14 protein-coding genes are annotated in these 15287 nt (G+C 68.6%); 9 read left to right on the top strand and 5 right to left on the bottom strand.

All coding sequences use genetic code 11. The features are described 5' to 3' along the window. Nucleotides 1-11 precede the first annotated feature (11 nt). Genes WME96_RS25475 through WME96_RS25465 form a run of 3 tightly spaced genes read left to right on the top strand, consistent with a single transcriptional unit; the run spans nucleotide 12 to nucleotide 2249 of the window. Nucleotides 12-365, top strand: a complete 354-nt coding sequence (locus WME96_RS25475) for a DUF4150 domain-containing protein (RefSeq protein WP_437284191.1) — start codon at nucleotides 12-14, stop codon at nucleotides 363-365. Between the two features lie 4 nt (nucleotides 366-369). Further along, nucleotides 370-1227, top strand: coding sequence for a hypothetical protein (locus WME96_RS25470; RefSeq protein WP_437284190.1), 858 nt, complete (start codon nucleotides 370-372; stop codon nucleotides 1225-1227). Nucleotides 1228-1253: 26 nt separating this feature from the next. Next, complete coding sequence (locus WME96_RS25465; protein ID WP_437284189.1) at nucleotides 1254-2249, top strand: hypothetical protein; 996 nt, start codon at nucleotides 1254-1256, stop codon at nucleotides 2247-2249. Nucleotides 2250-2407: 158 nt separating this feature from the next. On the opposite strand, the gene WME96_RS25460 is transcribed toward WME96_RS25465, so the two are convergent. Together WME96_RS25460 and WME96_RS25455 are read right to left on the bottom strand one after the other, a co-directional pair. After that, nucleotides 2408-2923, bottom strand: coding sequence for a hypothetical protein (locus WME96_RS25460; protein ID WP_437284188.1), 516 nt, complete (start codon nucleotides 2921-2923; stop codon nucleotides 2408-2410). Nucleotides 2924-3201: 278 nt separating this feature from the next. Continuing rightward, nucleotides 3202-3975 carry a glutathione S-transferase family protein gene (locus WME96_RS25455; RefSeq protein ID WP_437284187.1) on the bottom strand — a complete coding sequence of 258 codons (774 nt, stop codon included), beginning with the start codon at nucleotides 3973-3975 and terminating at the stop codon, nucleotides 3202-3204. Between the two features lie 1047 nt (nucleotides 3976-5022). Between WME96_RS25455 and WME96_RS25450 the strand changes: the two genes are divergently transcribed. Further along, nucleotides 5023-6222: a glycoside hydrolase family 11 protein gene (locus tag WME96_RS25450; RefSeq protein WP_437284186.1), complete on the top strand. Its 1200-nt coding sequence runs from the start codon at nucleotides 5023-5025 to the stop codon at nucleotides 6220-6222. A 473-nt stretch (nucleotides 6223-6695) separates the two neighbouring features. Here WME96_RS25450 and WME96_RS25445 read toward each other — a convergent pair whose 3' ends face one another. Both WME96_RS25445 and WME96_RS25440 read right to left on the bottom strand, forming a co-directional pair. Beyond that, complete coding sequence (locus WME96_RS25445; protein WP_437284185.1) at nucleotides 6696-8207, bottom strand: hypothetical protein; 1512 nt, start codon at nucleotides 8205-8207, stop codon at nucleotides 6696-6698. Nucleotides 8208-8638: 431 nt separating this feature from the next. Further along, nucleotides 8639-9559: a glycoside hydrolase family 11 protein gene (locus WME96_RS25440; RefSeq protein ID WP_437284184.1), complete on the bottom strand. Its 921-nt coding sequence runs from the start codon at nucleotides 9557-9559 to the stop codon at nucleotides 8639-8641. A gap of 303 nt (nucleotides 9560-9862) precedes the next feature. Here WME96_RS25440 and WME96_RS25435 point away from each other — a divergent pair, with 303 nt between their 5' ends. From WME96_RS25435 to smpB, 4 genes are all read left to right on the top strand, one after another. Beyond that, complete coding sequence (locus WME96_RS25435; protein ID WP_437292440.1) at nucleotides 9863-10321, top strand: hypothetical protein; 459 nt, start codon at nucleotides 9863-9865, stop codon at nucleotides 10319-10321. Further along, the gene (locus WME96_RS25430; protein ID WP_437284183.1) at nucleotides 10254-10508 is read left to right on the top strand and encodes a glucuronyl esterase domain-containing protein; all 255 of its coding nucleotides are present in this window, start codon (nucleotides 10254-10256) and stop codon (nucleotides 10506-10508) included. The genes WME96_RS25435 and WME96_RS25430 overlap by 68 nt, the downstream gene beginning before the upstream one ends. A 773-nt stretch (nucleotides 10509-11281) precedes the next feature. Next, nucleotides 11282-12046, top strand: a complete 765-nt coding sequence (locus tag WME96_RS25425; RefSeq protein WP_437284182.1) for a hypothetical protein — start codon at nucleotides 11282-11284, stop codon at nucleotides 12044-12046. A gap of 157 nt (nucleotides 12047-12203) precedes the next feature. Continuing rightward, nucleotides 12204-12692, top strand: a complete 489-nt coding sequence (gene smpB / locus WME96_RS25420; protein WP_437284181.1) for an SsrA-binding protein SmpB — start codon at nucleotides 12204-12206, stop codon at nucleotides 12690-12692. Nucleotides 12693-12782: 90 nt separating this feature from the next. Here the strand turns inward: smpB and WME96_RS25415 are convergent, their stop codons facing one another. Then, complete coding sequence (locus WME96_RS25415; RefSeq protein ID WP_437284180.1) at nucleotides 12783-13790, bottom strand: SGNH/GDSL hydrolase family protein; 1008 nt, start codon at nucleotides 13788-13790, stop codon at nucleotides 12783-12785. A 314-nt stretch (nucleotides 13791-14104) separates the two neighbouring features. Here WME96_RS25415 and WME96_RS25410 point away from each other — a divergent pair, with 314 nt between their 5' ends. Next, on the top strand, nucleotides 14105-14980 hold the full coding sequence (locus WME96_RS25410; RefSeq protein WP_437284179.1) for a helix-turn-helix domain-containing protein: 876 nt from the start codon (nucleotides 14105-14107) through the stop codon (nucleotides 14978-14980). The last annotated feature ends 307 nt before the right edge of the window (nucleotides 14981-15287 follow it).

Raw genomic sequence — 15287 nt, 5'->3', positions numbered from 1 at the left:
GGAGAGAGAACATGCCTATCGGAGCTCGAAAGGACAGCAGCTTCTACGCGGTCACCATGGCCCCGGACGTGTGCTTGACGCCGGTGGGCGGCGCGATGGTGCCGGTCCCGTACATGCTCTACGCCAGCTTCGACGGCAGCATGAAGTGCATCGAGAACGTGAACCTCAACGGAAAGCCCGGCTACGTCTACGATCACAGCCTGGCGCCGACGGTCCAGGGCGACGAGCCCGGCACCGGCGGCGGCGTGAAGTCGGGCGTGAACAAGGGCAAGGTGTGGGCGCACGAGGCGTCGACGAACGTCCGCGCCGACGGCCGGCGCATCGTGCGCAGGGGCGATCGCTGCTGGATGAACGTGAAGGCCTGACGCAGTGGCCCTCCCTCCCAGCGCGCAGATCGACGCCGCCGTTCGAGGCGAGACCCCTGGTGACGGCAACCCACCCGCCAACGCGCTCGGGCGCGTCTACACGACGCAGAGAGAGGGCACGCAGGTGGCCCTGCTCGACGAGGAGCTCGCCCGGCAGCTCGCGGCGGAGGCCGCCAGGAAGGCGGCGGAGGAGGCCGCCAAGAGGGCAGCGCCGGGCGCCCTGTCCACCCTCGGCCCGGCGGCCGGCGGAGCGGCCGCCGGGGCGGGGGTGTGGGGCTTGCTCGCCGGCGCGATCGGCCTTGTCGGCATCTCGCGGACCCAGGCCCTCACCGAGGACGCGCTCACCGATCCGTACCAGCGGCCGATGCGCACGCCCTTCCTGGGCCTGGACATGGGCCTCAACCTCCGCGCGACCCCGAGGCTCGACAGCAACGTCCAGGTCAGGCGCCCCCCGTGCCTCGTGGGGCGGCACGGCGATCTCAAGAGGATCTGCAAGCTGCTGCCGGGCGAGGGCTCCCAGTCGCACCACATCGTCCCCGACGAGTTCGTGCGATCGGGCACGCGCAACGGCTCCGCGTACCGGATCATCTCCGAGGACGACGGCGCCGCCATCTGCATCCCCGGGAACGCCTTCATCAAGGGCACGTTGCACAACGCCATCCACGCGGACCTGAACAACATCCTCAACACCAAGGTCGCCGCCGGCGAGTCGACCGACGGCACCCTCCCGCTCTCCGAGGTGATCGGATCGTCGCTCCGCGTGACCGTCGCGTACAAGCCGGAGTGTACTGCCCAGATCATCCGCGAGGTGGGCAGGGCGTTCCAGGGGATCGACACCACCCAGCGAGTCAAGATCCGATGAACCCGAGCGGCGCGGATCCCCGAGCCATGCCGGACGAGCCCGGCGGCACCCCGATGACGATCACGGGCGCGATCGCCCTGAGCGCCTCCAGCCTCTATCTCTCGGCGACCTTCGCCACGCCGGGGGATTATACCCCGCATACAAGGCTCTTCCTGTACGACGAGGGCGGCGCCCCGCCGTGGACGGCGCACGACGCCGGCTTCTTCACGGTCGGGCTGGCGAAGCACGCGGCGCCGGGGGAAGAGAGCACGCTGCTCGCGCTCTCCCTGGACGGCGAGGTCGAGCTCTGGTCCGCGCGGGGCGTGATGATCGAGCAGATCCCGGAGGCCGGGCTCTACCGGCCCACGTCGAAGGGATACGGATTCCTCACCGCGCTGCGCCGCGTCGGCGACCGCCTGTTCGCCTGCGGGAGCGCGGGGCAGGTGTACCGGAGGCTCGGTCCCGGCCGGTGGGCGCACGCGGATGCGGGCCTCCTCCAGGCTCCCGGCGTGGACTTCAAGGACCTCGTGAGGCCCATCGACCTCCAGGGGGCGGCGGAGGACGACATCTACCTGGCTGCCCAGCAGCTCGGCCCGCTCGGGCTCGAAGGGAGCCTGTATCACCTGGGCGGCCCGCGGTGGCGCCGCCTCGAGGTGCCTCCGATCGGCGGGCTCAACGCGGTTCACGTCGAGAGCGCGCAGCGCGTCTGGGTGTGTGGGCACGAGGGCGCGCTGCTCGTCGGCAATCACCGCGACGGCTTCCGGAGCGTGTCGAAGGAGAGGAGCCCGCACCTCTTCCACGCCGTCGCCATGTACCAGGAGACCCTCTATCTCGGGTCGAACTTCGGCCTCTTCCGCTACGACCTCGAGCGCCGGCGCGCCGCGCGGGTGCGCACGCGCCTCGAGCCGGAGCTGCGCTATATCCACACGATCGAACAGGCCGGCGGCGTCCTCTGGTGCGTCGGCCCCACGGACATCGCGCGCTTCGACGGCGAGACGTGGACCCGCGTCGATGCCCCGGAGGCGCCGAAGAGCGCGGGCTGACGGGGCCGCACGAGGCCCGAGGGGTCTCGTTCACCACGCCGCCGGGAGCACAGGCCGGCGCCCGGGAGGGGACTCCCGACCGGCGGCGGCCTCACCGATCGCCTTCTTCGGGGGACGGCTCGCCGAGCGCGACGGCGTGGGCGACGGCGCGGGTCAACCTACGGCGCTGCGACCGCGTGGGCGTGCTCCCGCGCCGCTCGCCGGAACAGTCGGGCCGACGTGAGCCACAGCGCGACGAAGAACCCTGTCAGTATCAAGGCGTTGCCCGATCCGGCGATCAGGGCGATCGCGGCGACCAGCGCCTGAGCGAGCGCCGTCACGACCAGCGCGCGTTCCATCCCTTGTGGCTGGAAACGCGCGATGAAGGCCCCGATGATCCCGACGGCGAGCACTCCGCCAAACATCAAGTTGGCGGGGTTCTCCTCACTCCCGAGGATGCCGACGGCGAGGTTCATCCAGACGAGGAGGAACGCTGTCGCGACCGCAACGCCGACGGCGGCCCGGTACGCCTTGTTGCCCGTCGCCCTGGCCGCCAGCTCGTAGGTGCCGCAAGCGCCGGCCAGCATCGCGCCGAAGATGGCGAAATCCGCCGGGCCCCAGGCCACCTCTTCGGTGAACTGCATCGCGACCAAGGGCAGCAGCAGGACGAGCGCTGCAGCGCCCCAGAGCGCCATCCGCCGAGGGCTTCCGCGCCGTCCGCCTCCGTTGTCCGTCGTTCCCGCCATGACCTCGCCTCCGTGCATGGGTGAGGCCTTCAACCTAGCTCACACGACGGGTGACCGGCATGAGCCGCTCGTGGAGCTTGGTGGAGCCGCGCGTGGAGTTTTTGTGCAGGGTGGCGCACGCGTGAGGCGGCCGCGCTCGCCGCGCCGGGATCACGGCCTGGCGGACTTCCCCCTGAACGTTGCTCCTGCACTGCATCCTGCTGCGCCCGGGCTCGTCAGACTCGCCATCAGATCTCGATCGGCCAGCCGAGGTGGCGCTCGTACATCCGGCTCCGGTGCTCGACGAGCGCGCGCGGCACCGCGTCGCCGATCGCCTCGCGCGCGGCCCCGAAGGCCTGGCGGAGCAACGGCGGCAGGCGGGGACAGTCGCTCTCCGGGATCGGGCAGAGCGGGGTCAGGAAGGTGGCGGCGTAGACGTCGAGCGCGTTCGGTCGGTCGCCGTCGAGGTAGTCGCGGCCCCCGTCGAGGCGGGTGGCCAGGGCGGAGAGCGTGGTCACGACGCGGGCGCGCACGCGGTCGAGGTCGATCGCGGGAGAGTAGCCGTAGCGCGCCGCGAGGTAGCGCGCGACGGGCAGCGGAAAGCCGCGCTCGCCCCCGCTCGTGAGGGACGCGTGCACCATGAACAGGCGCGCGTTCCAGCCGAGGCCCTCCTCGCCCGCGATCTCGTGGAGCAGGCCGACGGTGCGGACGCGGTGATCGAGGTCGTCGGGCAGCAGGGCGCCCGGCGGGCCGAGGCGGGCGGCGAGGGTCGTGATCGCGGCCCAGTGGGCGCGCGGGGGCTCGTCGTCGTGGAAGACGACGGGCACGTTGTCGGCGCGCATCCACGCCGCGAGCTCCGCGTCGTCCCGCGAGAACCGCACCACACGCACCGGCACGCCCTGAAGCCGGAACATCCCCTTCGCGGCCTCCGACCACGGGCTCGGAACCACCCCCGACGCGACCATGCGGACGCCGCGGGCCGCCTTCGCGGTCGCGACATCGACGAACTCGACAGGATCCATGTGCCCGATGCTGCCCCCAGGCGGCCTCGCCTTTCAAGTCGCAACGGCCGGTTCCACGTCGATGGCGGCCGCGAGCCCCGCTGCGTGTCCTCCCACCAGCACGCCTATCCGGCGCCCGACGGGCTGGTCGCATGAGGCGAACGGTAGAGTTCGACGGGGGCTCGATCCCGAGCGGCCTGCGATGAGCGACCCCACCAGCCCCGGTGTGTGGCGCGTGAACCACATTGTCTCCGAGCGGCTCCGCCATCGCATCGACGAGCTCGACGGTCGAGAGGTGCTGCTCGATCCGGAGCGGCCCGGGGTCGTCGCGCCGAGGCGCTGCATCAGGTCAACCCCGACGGTCCGGTGCGGTTCTGCGTGGAGTTTCACCGCAAGACCGGATGACCTCGATCGGCAAGAGGCCGGGCGATGTGCGGAAGACCGCCCCGTACCGAGGAGGCGACGTCGCGTCGAACGCGACGAGCGCTCGCGGGAGCGGCCTGAAGAGGGCCCTGACGATCCCCTCGTCGGTGCCTGAACGGATTATCGAGACATCGTTGCTTTTCCAGGAGAGTGAACGAATCTCACAAGGTTCCATGTCCGAGCCAACGCGCGCAACGTGACTGCACGGCGAAACGATCTGGAGTTAGAAAAGAGTCTTGACTTTCGTCTGGCATTTGTATGAATACTCTATCCCCCTCGGCGGTCCGGAGTATCTTCGCCCGGTCGCCGGAGTCGGTCGATGGACGCACAACGACCGACATTGCCGGGAGGAATGTTCCTGATAACTTGCTTCTCGCGGCTGCGCGTCCAGATTGCGCTTACTTTCTCTGATGTAGGCCCCCGTCGCACGGGTGTCCACATGTGAGTATTCTTCCGAACATCGTGGTGTACGCCAGGCATATGGTCGGCAAACGCCCGTGGATACAGCCGTGACGAAGAGCACGGTTGTCGGGAATCTTGAACTCTAACCATGGATCGGTGGAGCTCGCAGGGTGCCTCGCTTGTTTGCAACGCTGTATCGAGAATCTGCCTGCGGTTCGACTGACCCTATCCTGGAGAATCTTAATGAGCTTCAATCGCCTGCTTGGCTACATGTCGGCTTCGGTCGCGATCGGTGTGCTCGCGTGCAACGTCATGCCCATCGAGGATGCGCCCATCGAGGATGACGAATTCGGTGATCTCAGCGCCGGCGTGGCTAGCGCGGACGGCTCGGTGGACGCGGCGCTCGCAATCCAGTCGGATTGGGGAAGCGGCTACTGCGCGAGCGTGAAGGTCAAGGGCCTCAGGGCCGTCACCGGCTGGAGCGTGACCGTCGCGCTCAACGGCTCGACGAACAGCACGCCGTGGAACGTGAACGTCACGCCGGGGAGCGGGCAGTTCACTGCCAGAAACGTGGCCTTCAACGGAACGCTGGCTGCGGGTCAGACGACGGAGTGGGGCTTCTGCGGCAGCGGCTCCGGGCGGCCTTCGATCGCGTCGGTCAGCGGCACCGGCGCCTCGGGCTCCTCCTCCTCCTCCTCGAGCAGCACCTCGAGCAGCAGCTCGAGCGTGTCGTCGAGCAGCAGCTCGAGCGTGTCGTCGAGCAGCAGCTCGGGGACGGGCGGCGGCGCGGGCGGCGCGGGCGGCGGCGGCGGGGCTGGCGGCGGCGGCGGGGCTGGCGGCGGCGGTAGCACGTGCACGGCTGCCGATCAGAGGGTCTGCGCCAACCAGACGGGTACCCACTGCGGCCTGACCTTCGAATACTGGAAGGACTCCGGGACCGGCTGCCAGACCAACACGGCCGACGGCTTCAACGTCGAGTGGAACAACATCAACAACCTGCTGGGTCGCAAGGGCGTGAGGCCCGGGTCGAAGAACTCGATCGTGACCTACGATGCCGACTACCGGCCGAACGGCAATTCGTACCTGGGTGTCTACGGGTGGACAAGGAGCCCGCTCGTGGAGTACTACATCATCGATAGCTGGGGCAACTGGCGTCCGCCGGGCGGTGAGGGTCGCATGGGCTCCGTCACCAGTGATGGAGGCACCTACGACATCTACCGGACCCAGCGCGTCAACCAGCCTTCCATCGATGGCAACGCGACGTTCTATCAGTACTGGAGCGTCCGTACGTCGAAGCGCACGAGCGGAACCATCACCGTCGGCAACCACTTCGATGCGTGGGCGCGCGCGGGGATGAACCTGGGGAACCTGTACGAGGTCTCGATGGTCGTGGAAGGGTACCAGAGCAGCGGGTCTGCTGATGTGAACGTGTCCATCAGGTGAGTCCTGGGTCTTGAGCCTCGTCGGTGGGCAGGAGATCCTGCCCCACCGACGGACGGCCTGCTTCCCCCCCGGGCCGATGCTGGCGATCAGGAGCGCCTCCTGACCCAGATCATCCACGTCGGCCGAGCTTCCCCGATACACCAGCCTGAACACGGCGCCCGTCCCCTCGACCCGAAGGGTCCTGGGGGCGGACGCGCCGGGGTTGTCCAGCGACCGAGCTCCCGCTCGTTCAGCTCCACGCCTCACTCGATCTGCGTCAGCATCCTGCCCGACTCCGTGCCAGGGAAGGGACGGGTCGAAGACCCACGTCACTGCAGACGGATCTCACATGGACGATCGAGCAAGCGGGCGCCGCGTTGCAGAGATGGTCGATCGCATCGCGGCGTGATCGATCTGGGTTGCGCGAGGCGCTCGCCACGCGCCGCTCGCGAGCAGGGGCGAGCGGGCCGTGGGCGAGGCGGATCAGGGCGAGTCTACGGCGTCGGCGCGGGCGCGCCGTCCTGGATCCACTGGCGGAGGGCCGCGAGCTCAGCGTTCGTCAGCGTCGGCTTGCCGTCCGCGGACTGCGGCATGACGCCCGTGTTGCAGCTGGCGCTGGCGGAGGGCCTGCATCCCGCGGCCGCTGCCGTCCCTGCGGCCTTGCGGTAGAGCCAGCTCTGCTCCGGATCTCCCGGCACCACGAGCTTGAACTGACCACCGCCCCTGGACGGCTTGTTGACGAGGCCCGCGACGATGTCCGCCGAGCTGATCTCGCCGCCGAGCGACAGACCTGCCTGCGGACCGGTCGACGGCGCAGCGTGGCAACCGCTGCACTTGTGGATCGCGCTCTCGAAGATCGGACGGACCGTGGTGTGGAACACGCCGGACTCGGTGGGGAGCGGATCCACCGGATCCGGAGTCAACTCAGGATTGATCACCCGAGCGATCGCGTCCATCTCGTAGCACTGGGCCGCCACGGCGTCCTTCAGCTCCTGGTCGGTGGGCGACAAGCCCTTGGCGACGCGGTACTTCTCCCAGACGTTGTCGATCCAGCCGTGCAGCTTCCAGAACATGTAGTTGTCGATGTTCGTGAACTGGTTGCCGAGGCCGTGGTCGGTGTTGTTGGAGCGCACCCATTTGAAATGGAGATCCCCGTGCAGGCCGCTGGCCGTCAACGATGAACCGGGGATGGCCTGGCCGGCGAAGCACTGAAGCCACATACCCAGCGCGCCTTCGTCCGGGAAGCGGCTCAGGTTCTCCGGCTTGTCGATCTCGTCGGCGATCTTGGCGTTGGCGAGCGTCGTGGCGCTCCAGGGCCGGAAGTCCGCCCTCCACTGCTGGGGCAGCTCCTCCGCCGTCGTGGGGAACTTCTTGAAACCGTCGAACTGCTCCGCGTGATTCGGCCAGAGCTGCTTCAGCGACTGGATCATGTGCCGGTGCATGGCGAGGAACTGGAAGCCGTCGCCCGTGGTCTTACACTCCTGGTCCGACGGGACCGGGACGGACGAGTTGCAGATGTTGACCCTGCTCATCCCGCCGAACCCGCCGCCACCGCAGCGCCGGATGCTGTGCCACTCGAAGTGGGCGGCTTGCCATTCGTTCTGTTCCATCCAGGCGATGACCTCCGGCTGAACGGTGAGATCGATCTGGCCGTTCTTGGCGAACTCCGCCGGACCGTCCTTCATCATCGCGTCGCTGGGGTGAGGATCGAAGCCGTCCACGCAATGATCTTTCGGGTGTACGTCGCCCGTTCCGCTCGACCCGCCGGTGCCGCCTGCGGCATTTCCGGTGGACGAGGAGCCCGTGGTCGCGGTGGAGGTGGACGGGGCGCCGCCGCTGGTGACGGAGGCGGTGGGGCCGGCTCCCCCTGATCCCGGGGTGCCCATGTCCGGAGTCCCGCCGGCGCCCCCGGCGTCAGGATCGCCGCCGCTGCAGGCTCCCAGCAGGAGGGCCGTGGCGCACGAGAGGAAGCCGAGCGTGCGTTGCGAGATCTTGCCGAATGACATGGTAGACAGGCGTGCCTGATCGTTGGTTCGCATGGTGCTCCTGGTGACCGCTGGATGCCGGGCGCATGCTCCCGCGCATTTGTTGGACGAGACCCCGACGGGGCGTCGGCCAACGGCTGGTCGCGCTGCATGGCAGGTGGCTTCCGAGCAGATAAGCGGGTCAAAAATTGTTGCGAGAAGATCGTGGCCGACTTCGGATGAGCCGAGGGGATTAAGGAGAAGCGTCGACTCCACGACCATCAGGTCGCCGGTGCCGCCGGTCGTGCCGCTGCTCGCTGCACGCCGACGGACACCGTGACCTGCCACCTGAACTTGCGGGAAGGCGCCGCTCGTGACCCCTGGGCGCCGGCGATTCAGAGCCCCTCCCAGCCCGCGAACGCTCACGTCTTGTCTTCTAGTCGCTGGACCAATCGATGCTCAAGGCCCAGCGCTCACTCGATCGAGACCTTCACGTCAGCGCTACCGCTGCTCTGGTATCCTTCCACGACCAGCGAGACCTCATAGAAGGTCCCCAGGGTCAGCCCCTGGCGCTCCCAGGCGTCGAAGTGGTTGGCGACGGTGATGGTTCCGCTCGTGCGCTTCTCCTTGCGGACGCTCCAGAACTGATAGAACGTCGCGGTGCCATCGATGGACGGCTGGTTGACGCGCTGGGTCTTGTAGATGTCATAGGTGCCTCCGTCGCTGTTGACGGTGCCCACGAACCCTTCGCCGCCCGGCGGACGCCAGTTGCCCCAGCTATCGATGATGTAGTACTCGATGAGCGGGCTCCTTGTCCACCCGTAGACACCCAGGTACGAATTGCCGTTCGGGCGGTAGTCGGCCTCGTAGGTGACGATATGGTCCTTCCCGCCCGGCCTCACGCCTTTGCGGCCCAGCAGGTTGTTGATGTTGTTCCAGTTCACGCTGAAGCCGTCAGCCGTGTTGGTCAGGCATCCCTCCCCTCGGTCCTTCCAGTACTCGTAGGTGAGGCCGCAATGCATGCCAATACCATCGCTGCACACCTCCTTGTCGGGCTCGGTGCACGGGCCCGGCGTGCCGCCGGTCGAGGCCGAGGTCGTGGTCGTGGTCGTGGTCGTGGTCGTGGTCGTGGTCGTGGGTCCCTCCGAGCCTCCGGTTCCTCCCGAGCCCACGGTCGCGTCCGAGCCCCCGGTCCCGGTCGTCGCCGGTCCGCCCGAGCTCGTGCTGCCCGTTGTCACGCCGGTCGACCCGCTCGCGCCCCCAGCAGTGCCGGTGCTGCCACCCGTTGTCACGCCGCTCGTGGTCGTGCCGCCCGGCCCAGCCGAGCCGCCACCCGACCCGGCTTCCCCGGATAGATCATCCGACCCCGAGCAGCCCACCGCAACGAATCCCACGATGAGAGCGAAAGTTTGAAGTGAAGCTGAACGCACATCTCCTCCTTGGCTATCCGTTCTTATTCCCGGAAGTCGCCATAGTGATCACGGCTGGCAAAGACTTCGATAGGCAAAGCGGCCCTGGGGTGTTCCTGGTGCCGGTTCAGGGCCAGCCCTCAGGCTCGCTCCGGCCAGGCCGCAGACGCGTTCGCGCAACCGCCGCCGGTACGGTGAGCCTGCGAAAAGCTGCCAATACAAGATCGAGGGGAGCTTCGACGAGGCGGCGGCGCTGCACGCCGGGGCGGGCGGCTCGGACTTGCCTCCGTGGCAGACGAGCCCGACCGCGGCACTACTGAGCTCGGCGTCGGCCTGGCTGGAGGCGCTCCGGCACCGCAAGGCGACCGAGCGGGCGGAGGAGGCGGCGGCGCGGGCGAGACTCCGGGGGGCAGTGGCGGCGAGGGGAGCCCCGCCGCGGGTGGGCAGACGGGGAGTGGTGGCAGCGATGGCACCGGTGGCACCGATGACACCGCGGATGGCGTCTACAATGACGTTTTAGCGTTTCATGGCGAGGACTGTGATGTCGGTCAGCCCGAGGAGGTAAACAACGCCAAGCTGCCAGATCTGTTCGAGTCTCTCGATGGAGCACGTATGTCCAAGAAGTCGCAGTGGCGCTGCCGCAGGGCTGAGCTGAAGAAGGCCATCGAGAAGTACATCCATGGTGAGAAGCCCAGCAGGCCCGACCAGGTCACCGAGTCGGGAATGGTCCGGGACCGTTTTGGGTAGCTATCGAGATAAGGTGAATGTCGTCCAGGCAGACACGCACTCGCTGGTCGCCATGTACGCGCCGCGCGGGTTGCTCGTCCTGGACAATTCGCGTATCGGCGAGCTGGGGTCGGTCGCCCAACACGCGGCTACCGCGGCTGGTGGAGAGGTGTACAAGGCGCCCGGCGCGGAGGAGAATGTCGCTTAACACCGCGGCAGGCCCTCGGACCCGCAGACTCATCGCGGTTTCTATCCGGAGCAGGCGGAGCCGCTCAGAAGGGCCATTCGGGCCCACCTGACTCGGACGTCTGACCCTCCGCCGTCGCCTGGCGGCGGTGGCACCGTGCTCGCGCGCCTGCAGGGGCTCCGCCCCGCTGCGCAGGCGCCTCCGGCCCTGGACGCGCGCTGCGCGCGGTGATGAAACAGAGCGCGGACAAGGTGGCGTGCTCGGTAGCCTCTCTCACCGCTCTCCGAACCGAAGCTCGAAGAGACGGCAGCGGGAACGCAGCGCTTCTCTCGGGGAGAGGAGCGACCGCTCTCTCACCTCGGTCGCCCGAGGGTCGATACCTTAGGACCGTTCTAGTTACGAAAACCGAGCACTGTCGGCCCGCGGCGTCAGGTATGAACGCGCGTCGCTGGGTTGTCAAGCGCATGGCGCGCGACGTCGCCGACGCGCCATGTGCCCGAGGGCCAGGGGCTGACCTCGGCCAGCGCGGCGCGGGCAGCGCGGGTTCTCGGATCAGGTTCCTTCCGGCCACCCTCACAGGTATGGTCAACCACCGACCGCACCGAGACCTCGATCCCCGAAGCGGAGACCTCATGCCGCCGACCCGACCCACCATGATTGAATCCACCCCGCGCTTCCGACGCTCGGCCTCTTGCGGGGGCGCCGCCGCAGCGCTGCGGCACCTGGAAATGGGCCGCGCCAGCCCTCCAGGCGAGCTTTGGGCCCGGCCAGATCATCCGCCACGGAAGCTTCTAATGAGAGAGCACGCAGCAGTCCGGACGACAGAGACTCTCGCGACGGTGATGGCCGCGGCGCTCGCCCTCGTGTGCGGGAGCGCGGCATGCAACGCGATCTCGGGGGTCGACGAGCTCGACTTCTCGGGCACCGCCGGCACGACGGGCGGCGGCACAGCCGGCAGCGGCGGTGGTACCGCCGGCGGCGACGCGGGGAGCGGCGGCACGGGCGGTGCTGGCGGCACGGGCGGCGCTGACGGCACGGGCGGCGCTGGGGGCACGGACGGCGCTGGGGGCATGGGCGGCACGGGCGGCGCTGGGGGCATGGGCGGCGCGGGCGGCGCGGCCGTCGACATCTCTTACGAGGTCTCCTGTGGGGGCAGCAACGTGGCCGTCGGCGTCCACGGGCGGAGCGGCGGCTCGATCGACAGTATTGGCCTGATCTGCGCGCCCCTCGCCGGCGACGGTACCCTGGGCACCGCCTTCCAGACGGTGACCGCCGGCGGCAACGGCGGCTCGCCGGGCAGCGCGATCTGCCCTGCGAGCCAGGTCCTGGTCGGGATCAACATCTGGGTCGACACCCTGGTGTACCGGATCGAGCTGCTGTGTCAGACGATCGAAGCGTGGAAGATGGGCGACGGTACCACCAACACCGTCCCTGGCCTCGGCAACGCCCATAGCACAGCGTATACGGTCAAGTGCCCCGTGGGCGCCGCCGTCCTTCAGATCAGCGGCGACGCCGACCAGCTCGTGCGCTCCGTGAATCCACGGTGTCGCATGCTCTGACGGTGGATTGCGACACCGAGGAGCTCGGCACCCTCGAGACCAACAGCACCCTCGATCTCACGTGGGACAGGCGGGTCTTCGAGCGACGCGATCTGCCCGCCGAGCGCGCTCGATGCGGCCATGGCGCGCGCGCCTTCAGTGGTTTAAGATCCCCCTCGTGCCGAAGGAGAAGGCCAGGCCGGGCGAGACGCTCATCGCGCGCAACAAGCGCGCGAGCTTCAACTACGATCTCGGCGACCGGTTCGAGGCGGGGATCGTCCTCAAGGGCAGCGAGGTGAAGATGCTTCGCGCCGGCAAGGCCGACCTGACCGACTCGTTCTGCACGGTCTCTCGGGGCGAGGTGTTCTTGCAAGGCGTGAGCATCGCCGAGATGGCCGGTGCAGCCTTCGGCCACCTGCCGAAGGGCGCGCGCAAGCTCCTCCTTCACCGGCGCGAGATCCAGCGCATCGACCTGTCGATCGCCCGTGAGGGGATGACCGCCGTCGCTACCCGGCTCTACTTCAAGAGCGGTCTGGCCAAGGTCGAGATCGCGCTGGCGAGGGGGAAGAAGATCTACGACAAGCGCGAGGCCATCAGGGCGCAAGACGCCGAGCGCGAGGCGCGCGCCGTGGTGGTGCACGGACAGCGAGTGTACGGACGCCCGTGACGCGTCCGGCGAACCCGCAGATACCCGGCTCGGGCGTCGATCGCAGGCCGGAGCCCACCCCTGACGGTGGAGCTCCGGCCCCGGGCCGGCTCACCTCAGGTAGTCGGCGATCGCGTCGTACCAGACGCCCGCCATCCGGGCGTAACCCGCCTGATTGGGGTGGACCTGGTCGCCGAGCTCGGACGTGGGGAAACCCGTGAACTGATCGGCGAAGATGATGTGCGCGCCCGCGCTGGCCCGCTCCTCGACCAGCCCGGGGATGGTGGCGTTGTACGCGTCGACCGAGGCTGCGGCGAACGGCAGAGGGATGATGTTGCTCACCACGATCAGCGCGTCGGGCGCCTCGGCGATCAGCTCGTCCAGGAGAGCGCCCAGGCGGGTGTTGGCGCCGTTGGCCTCCCGCACCATGTCATTGGTGCCCGCATGGAGCAGCACGATGTGCGGCACGTCTCGGAGCGCCGGGGTCGGGACGCGATTGGCGATCTGCTGGATGGTCTCTCCGCTGATCCCCTCGTGATTGCGGGGGAACGGCGCGCCATCGACCATCGCGGGTCCGTTCATCGCCTGCGTGCCCGTGAAGGTGATCTCGTGGCCGTCTGCCCGGGCCAGGCGGAAGAGCTCGACCCGATAGCCGCCATCGAAGCCGAGACCAAAGGTTATCGAGTCCCCGAGGGGCAGGACCTTGCAGGGGCCCGTCTCGGGGCAAGGCTGGAACCCTGTCGCGGGAGAACCCCCGCTTCCGCCGGAGCTGCTGGACGTCGCGCTGCCGGAGGGGTCTCCACCGGCGCCCTCCCCGCCGGTGCCCGTCGCCCCGCTCCCCGTGGTGGCTCCCGTGGCCGCCTGCCCACCCGCGCCTACGGTTCCCGTCGTGCTGCCCGGTCCACCCGTGGTCGAGGCGCCTTCCGAGATCCCACTGCCGCTCGTCGGAGCGCCGCCGGAAGACGCCCCTCCGGACCCACCGGAGCCATCGGTCGAGCCATCAGGAGCGCTGGAGCAGGCCAGGGAACCACTCAAGAGAAGGCTCGCGAGGGGAATCCCGCGGGCGAAGGTGCCAGATGCAACACGGCGGACGAGGCGCCAAGAGGTCAAGGGCAACATGGGTGCAGAGCTCCCGGTCATGGCTGACCGATAGGGTGAACTTTTGTGTCTCGAACAGATGTCCGGCGGGCGCTCGGCTCCATGCCACGCAGCCCGCACGACCTCTGCGAGGAAGTGGGGGAACGGTACGCGGCGCCCGCGGATACGTCGTTCAAGTTCTCGACGTAGGTTTTCAGGATCCCGACGCGGAGCGTGAATGCGCGCGACGCAAGCGAGCAGAGGTGCGCGCTGGGCACGCCCGGTGCAAGATTCGTGCAAGAAAGGCTTGACCCGTTGTTCCTCGACGTCGACGATGGTGTGGGGCGACCCCGAGCATGACCGCGGAGTTTTCAGCGAAGTACGGGTTGGCTCTCACCGGATCGGACTGGGTGGGGCTGCCTCTCCGGATCGGGCACGTGCCCGAAAGCGGCCGGCTCGAGGCCCTCTCCAACGAGTCGGATGCGGTCCTGGTCTGGGCGGGAGGCCCCTCGCAGATCGACATTCGCTTCGTGGAGCCGACCTCAGGAGAGGTTCGGGAGCATTCGTTCGAGCGGCTCTCGGGGATGATGGACCTCTTGCCGCGGAAGACCAGGCTTCAACGCATCGATTGGCGGGGGCGGCCGTCGGTGTGTACGTCGGTGAACTTCCCCGAAGCATCCATGTTGGCCCTCTGTTCGTCCCCGTCCGCCGTTCTGGTCCCCGAGCGCGGCCCACAGTTTGGGCTGGTCGACGCCCACGTGGTCGACCTGGTTCATCGCCTGCAGGCGCAGGCCGTGGGGCAAGAGTACCTCGGTGCCGTCTACGTGCAGTCGCTCTCCCTGGCGCTGGCTTCCTACCTCACGGCTCGTTACGGAGCGGGGGCCAAGGCGGAGATCTCGCTGCGCAACGCGAGCCTCTCGGCCAGCCAGCGCACCCAGATCGAGAAGTTCGTGGACAGCGAGCTTTCCTCGAACTTCGGGCTCGTCGACCTGGCGGCGCTGGTCGGCTACTCGCCGGACCATTTCTCGCGCCTGTTCAAGCACGCCTTTCACCAGAGTCCTTATCAGTACGTGCTCTCACGCCGCATCGAAAGGGCGATGACCATGCTCCGAGACGAGCGGATGTCCATCGCCGAGATCGCCCTGGCCTGTGGCTTCTCCAACCAGGGGCATCTCACGACGGCGTTCAAGCGTCGTACGGGGACGACGCCCGGCGCGTATCGAAAGAGGTGAACGCCGGCCGGCCTCCGCCGGCGCAGGCCGTGAGCGCGGGCCGACGGAGGAGGGCGGTGCCGTCCGGCCATGGACCGGGCCTCCACAGAGCGTGCGGGCGCGTGCGTGCGTGCACGCACGCCCCGTGCGCTCGCACCGCCAGTTTTCCCCAGAAAACTCGGGCATTTCGCCCCGGCACACCGTGGCCCACCCCGTGCTTGGGGCGAGGTTGACCCGCGGCGTGGTGCAACCCGCTGCCCCCACGCCCCCTGCTGGCCGAGGCGTACCGGCCCGGCGCGGTCCCGCAGGACTGACGCCAGGCTCGCCC

The organism is Sorangium sp. So ce406 (genome assembly GCF_051474675.1).
In the GTDB taxonomy this organism is placed as follows: Bacteria; Myxococcota_A; Polyangia; order Polyangiales; family Polyangiaceae; genus Sorangium; species Sorangium cellulosum_G.
The sequence above is the reverse complement of the archived record's forward strand: the minus strand, read 5'-3'. Positions and strand labels throughout refer to the sequence as shown.

What these genes read in the sequence shown, in the direction of transcription:
- WME96_RS25415 (WP_437284180.1), bottom strand. Translation starts at nt 13,790, where the DNA reads ATGTTGCCCTTGACCTCTTGGCGCCTCGTCCGCCGTGTTGCATCTGGC.
- WME96_RS25455 (WP_437284187.1), bottom strand. Translation starts at nt 3,975, where the DNA reads ATGGATCCTGTCGAGTTCGTCGATGTCGCGACCGCGAAGGCGGCCCGC.
- WME96_RS25410 (WP_437284179.1), top strand. Translation starts at nt 14,105, where the DNA reads ATGACCGCGGAGTTTTCAGCGAAGTACGGGTTGGCTCTCACCGGATCG.
- WME96_RS25425 (WP_437284182.1), top strand. Translation starts at nt 11,282, where the DNA reads ATGAGAGAGCACGCAGCAGTCCGGACGACAGAGACTCTCGCGACGGTG.
- WME96_RS25445 (WP_437284185.1), bottom strand. Translation starts at nt 8,207, where the DNA reads ATGTCATTCGGCAAGATCTCGCAACGCACGCTCGGCTTCCTCTCGTGC.
- WME96_RS25475 (WP_437284191.1), top strand. Translation starts at nt 12, where the DNA reads ATGCCTATCGGAGCTCGAAAGGACAGCAGCTTCTACGCGGTCACCATG.
- WME96_RS25460 (WP_437284188.1), bottom strand. Translation starts at nt 2,923, where the DNA reads ATGGCGCTCTGGGGCGCTGCAGCGCTCGTCCTGCTGCTGCCCTTGGTC.
- WME96_RS25430 (WP_437284183.1), top strand. Translation starts at nt 10,254, where the DNA reads ATGGTGAGAAGCCCAGCAGGCCCGACCAGGTCACCGAGTCGGGAATGG.
- WME96_RS25450 (WP_437284186.1), top strand. Translation starts at nt 5,023, where the DNA reads ATGAGCTTCAATCGCCTGCTTGGCTACATGTCGGCTTCGGTCGCGATC.
- WME96_RS25465 (WP_437284189.1), top strand. Translation starts at nt 1,254, where the DNA reads ATGCCGGACGAGCCCGGCGGCACCCCGATGACGATCACGGGCGCGATC.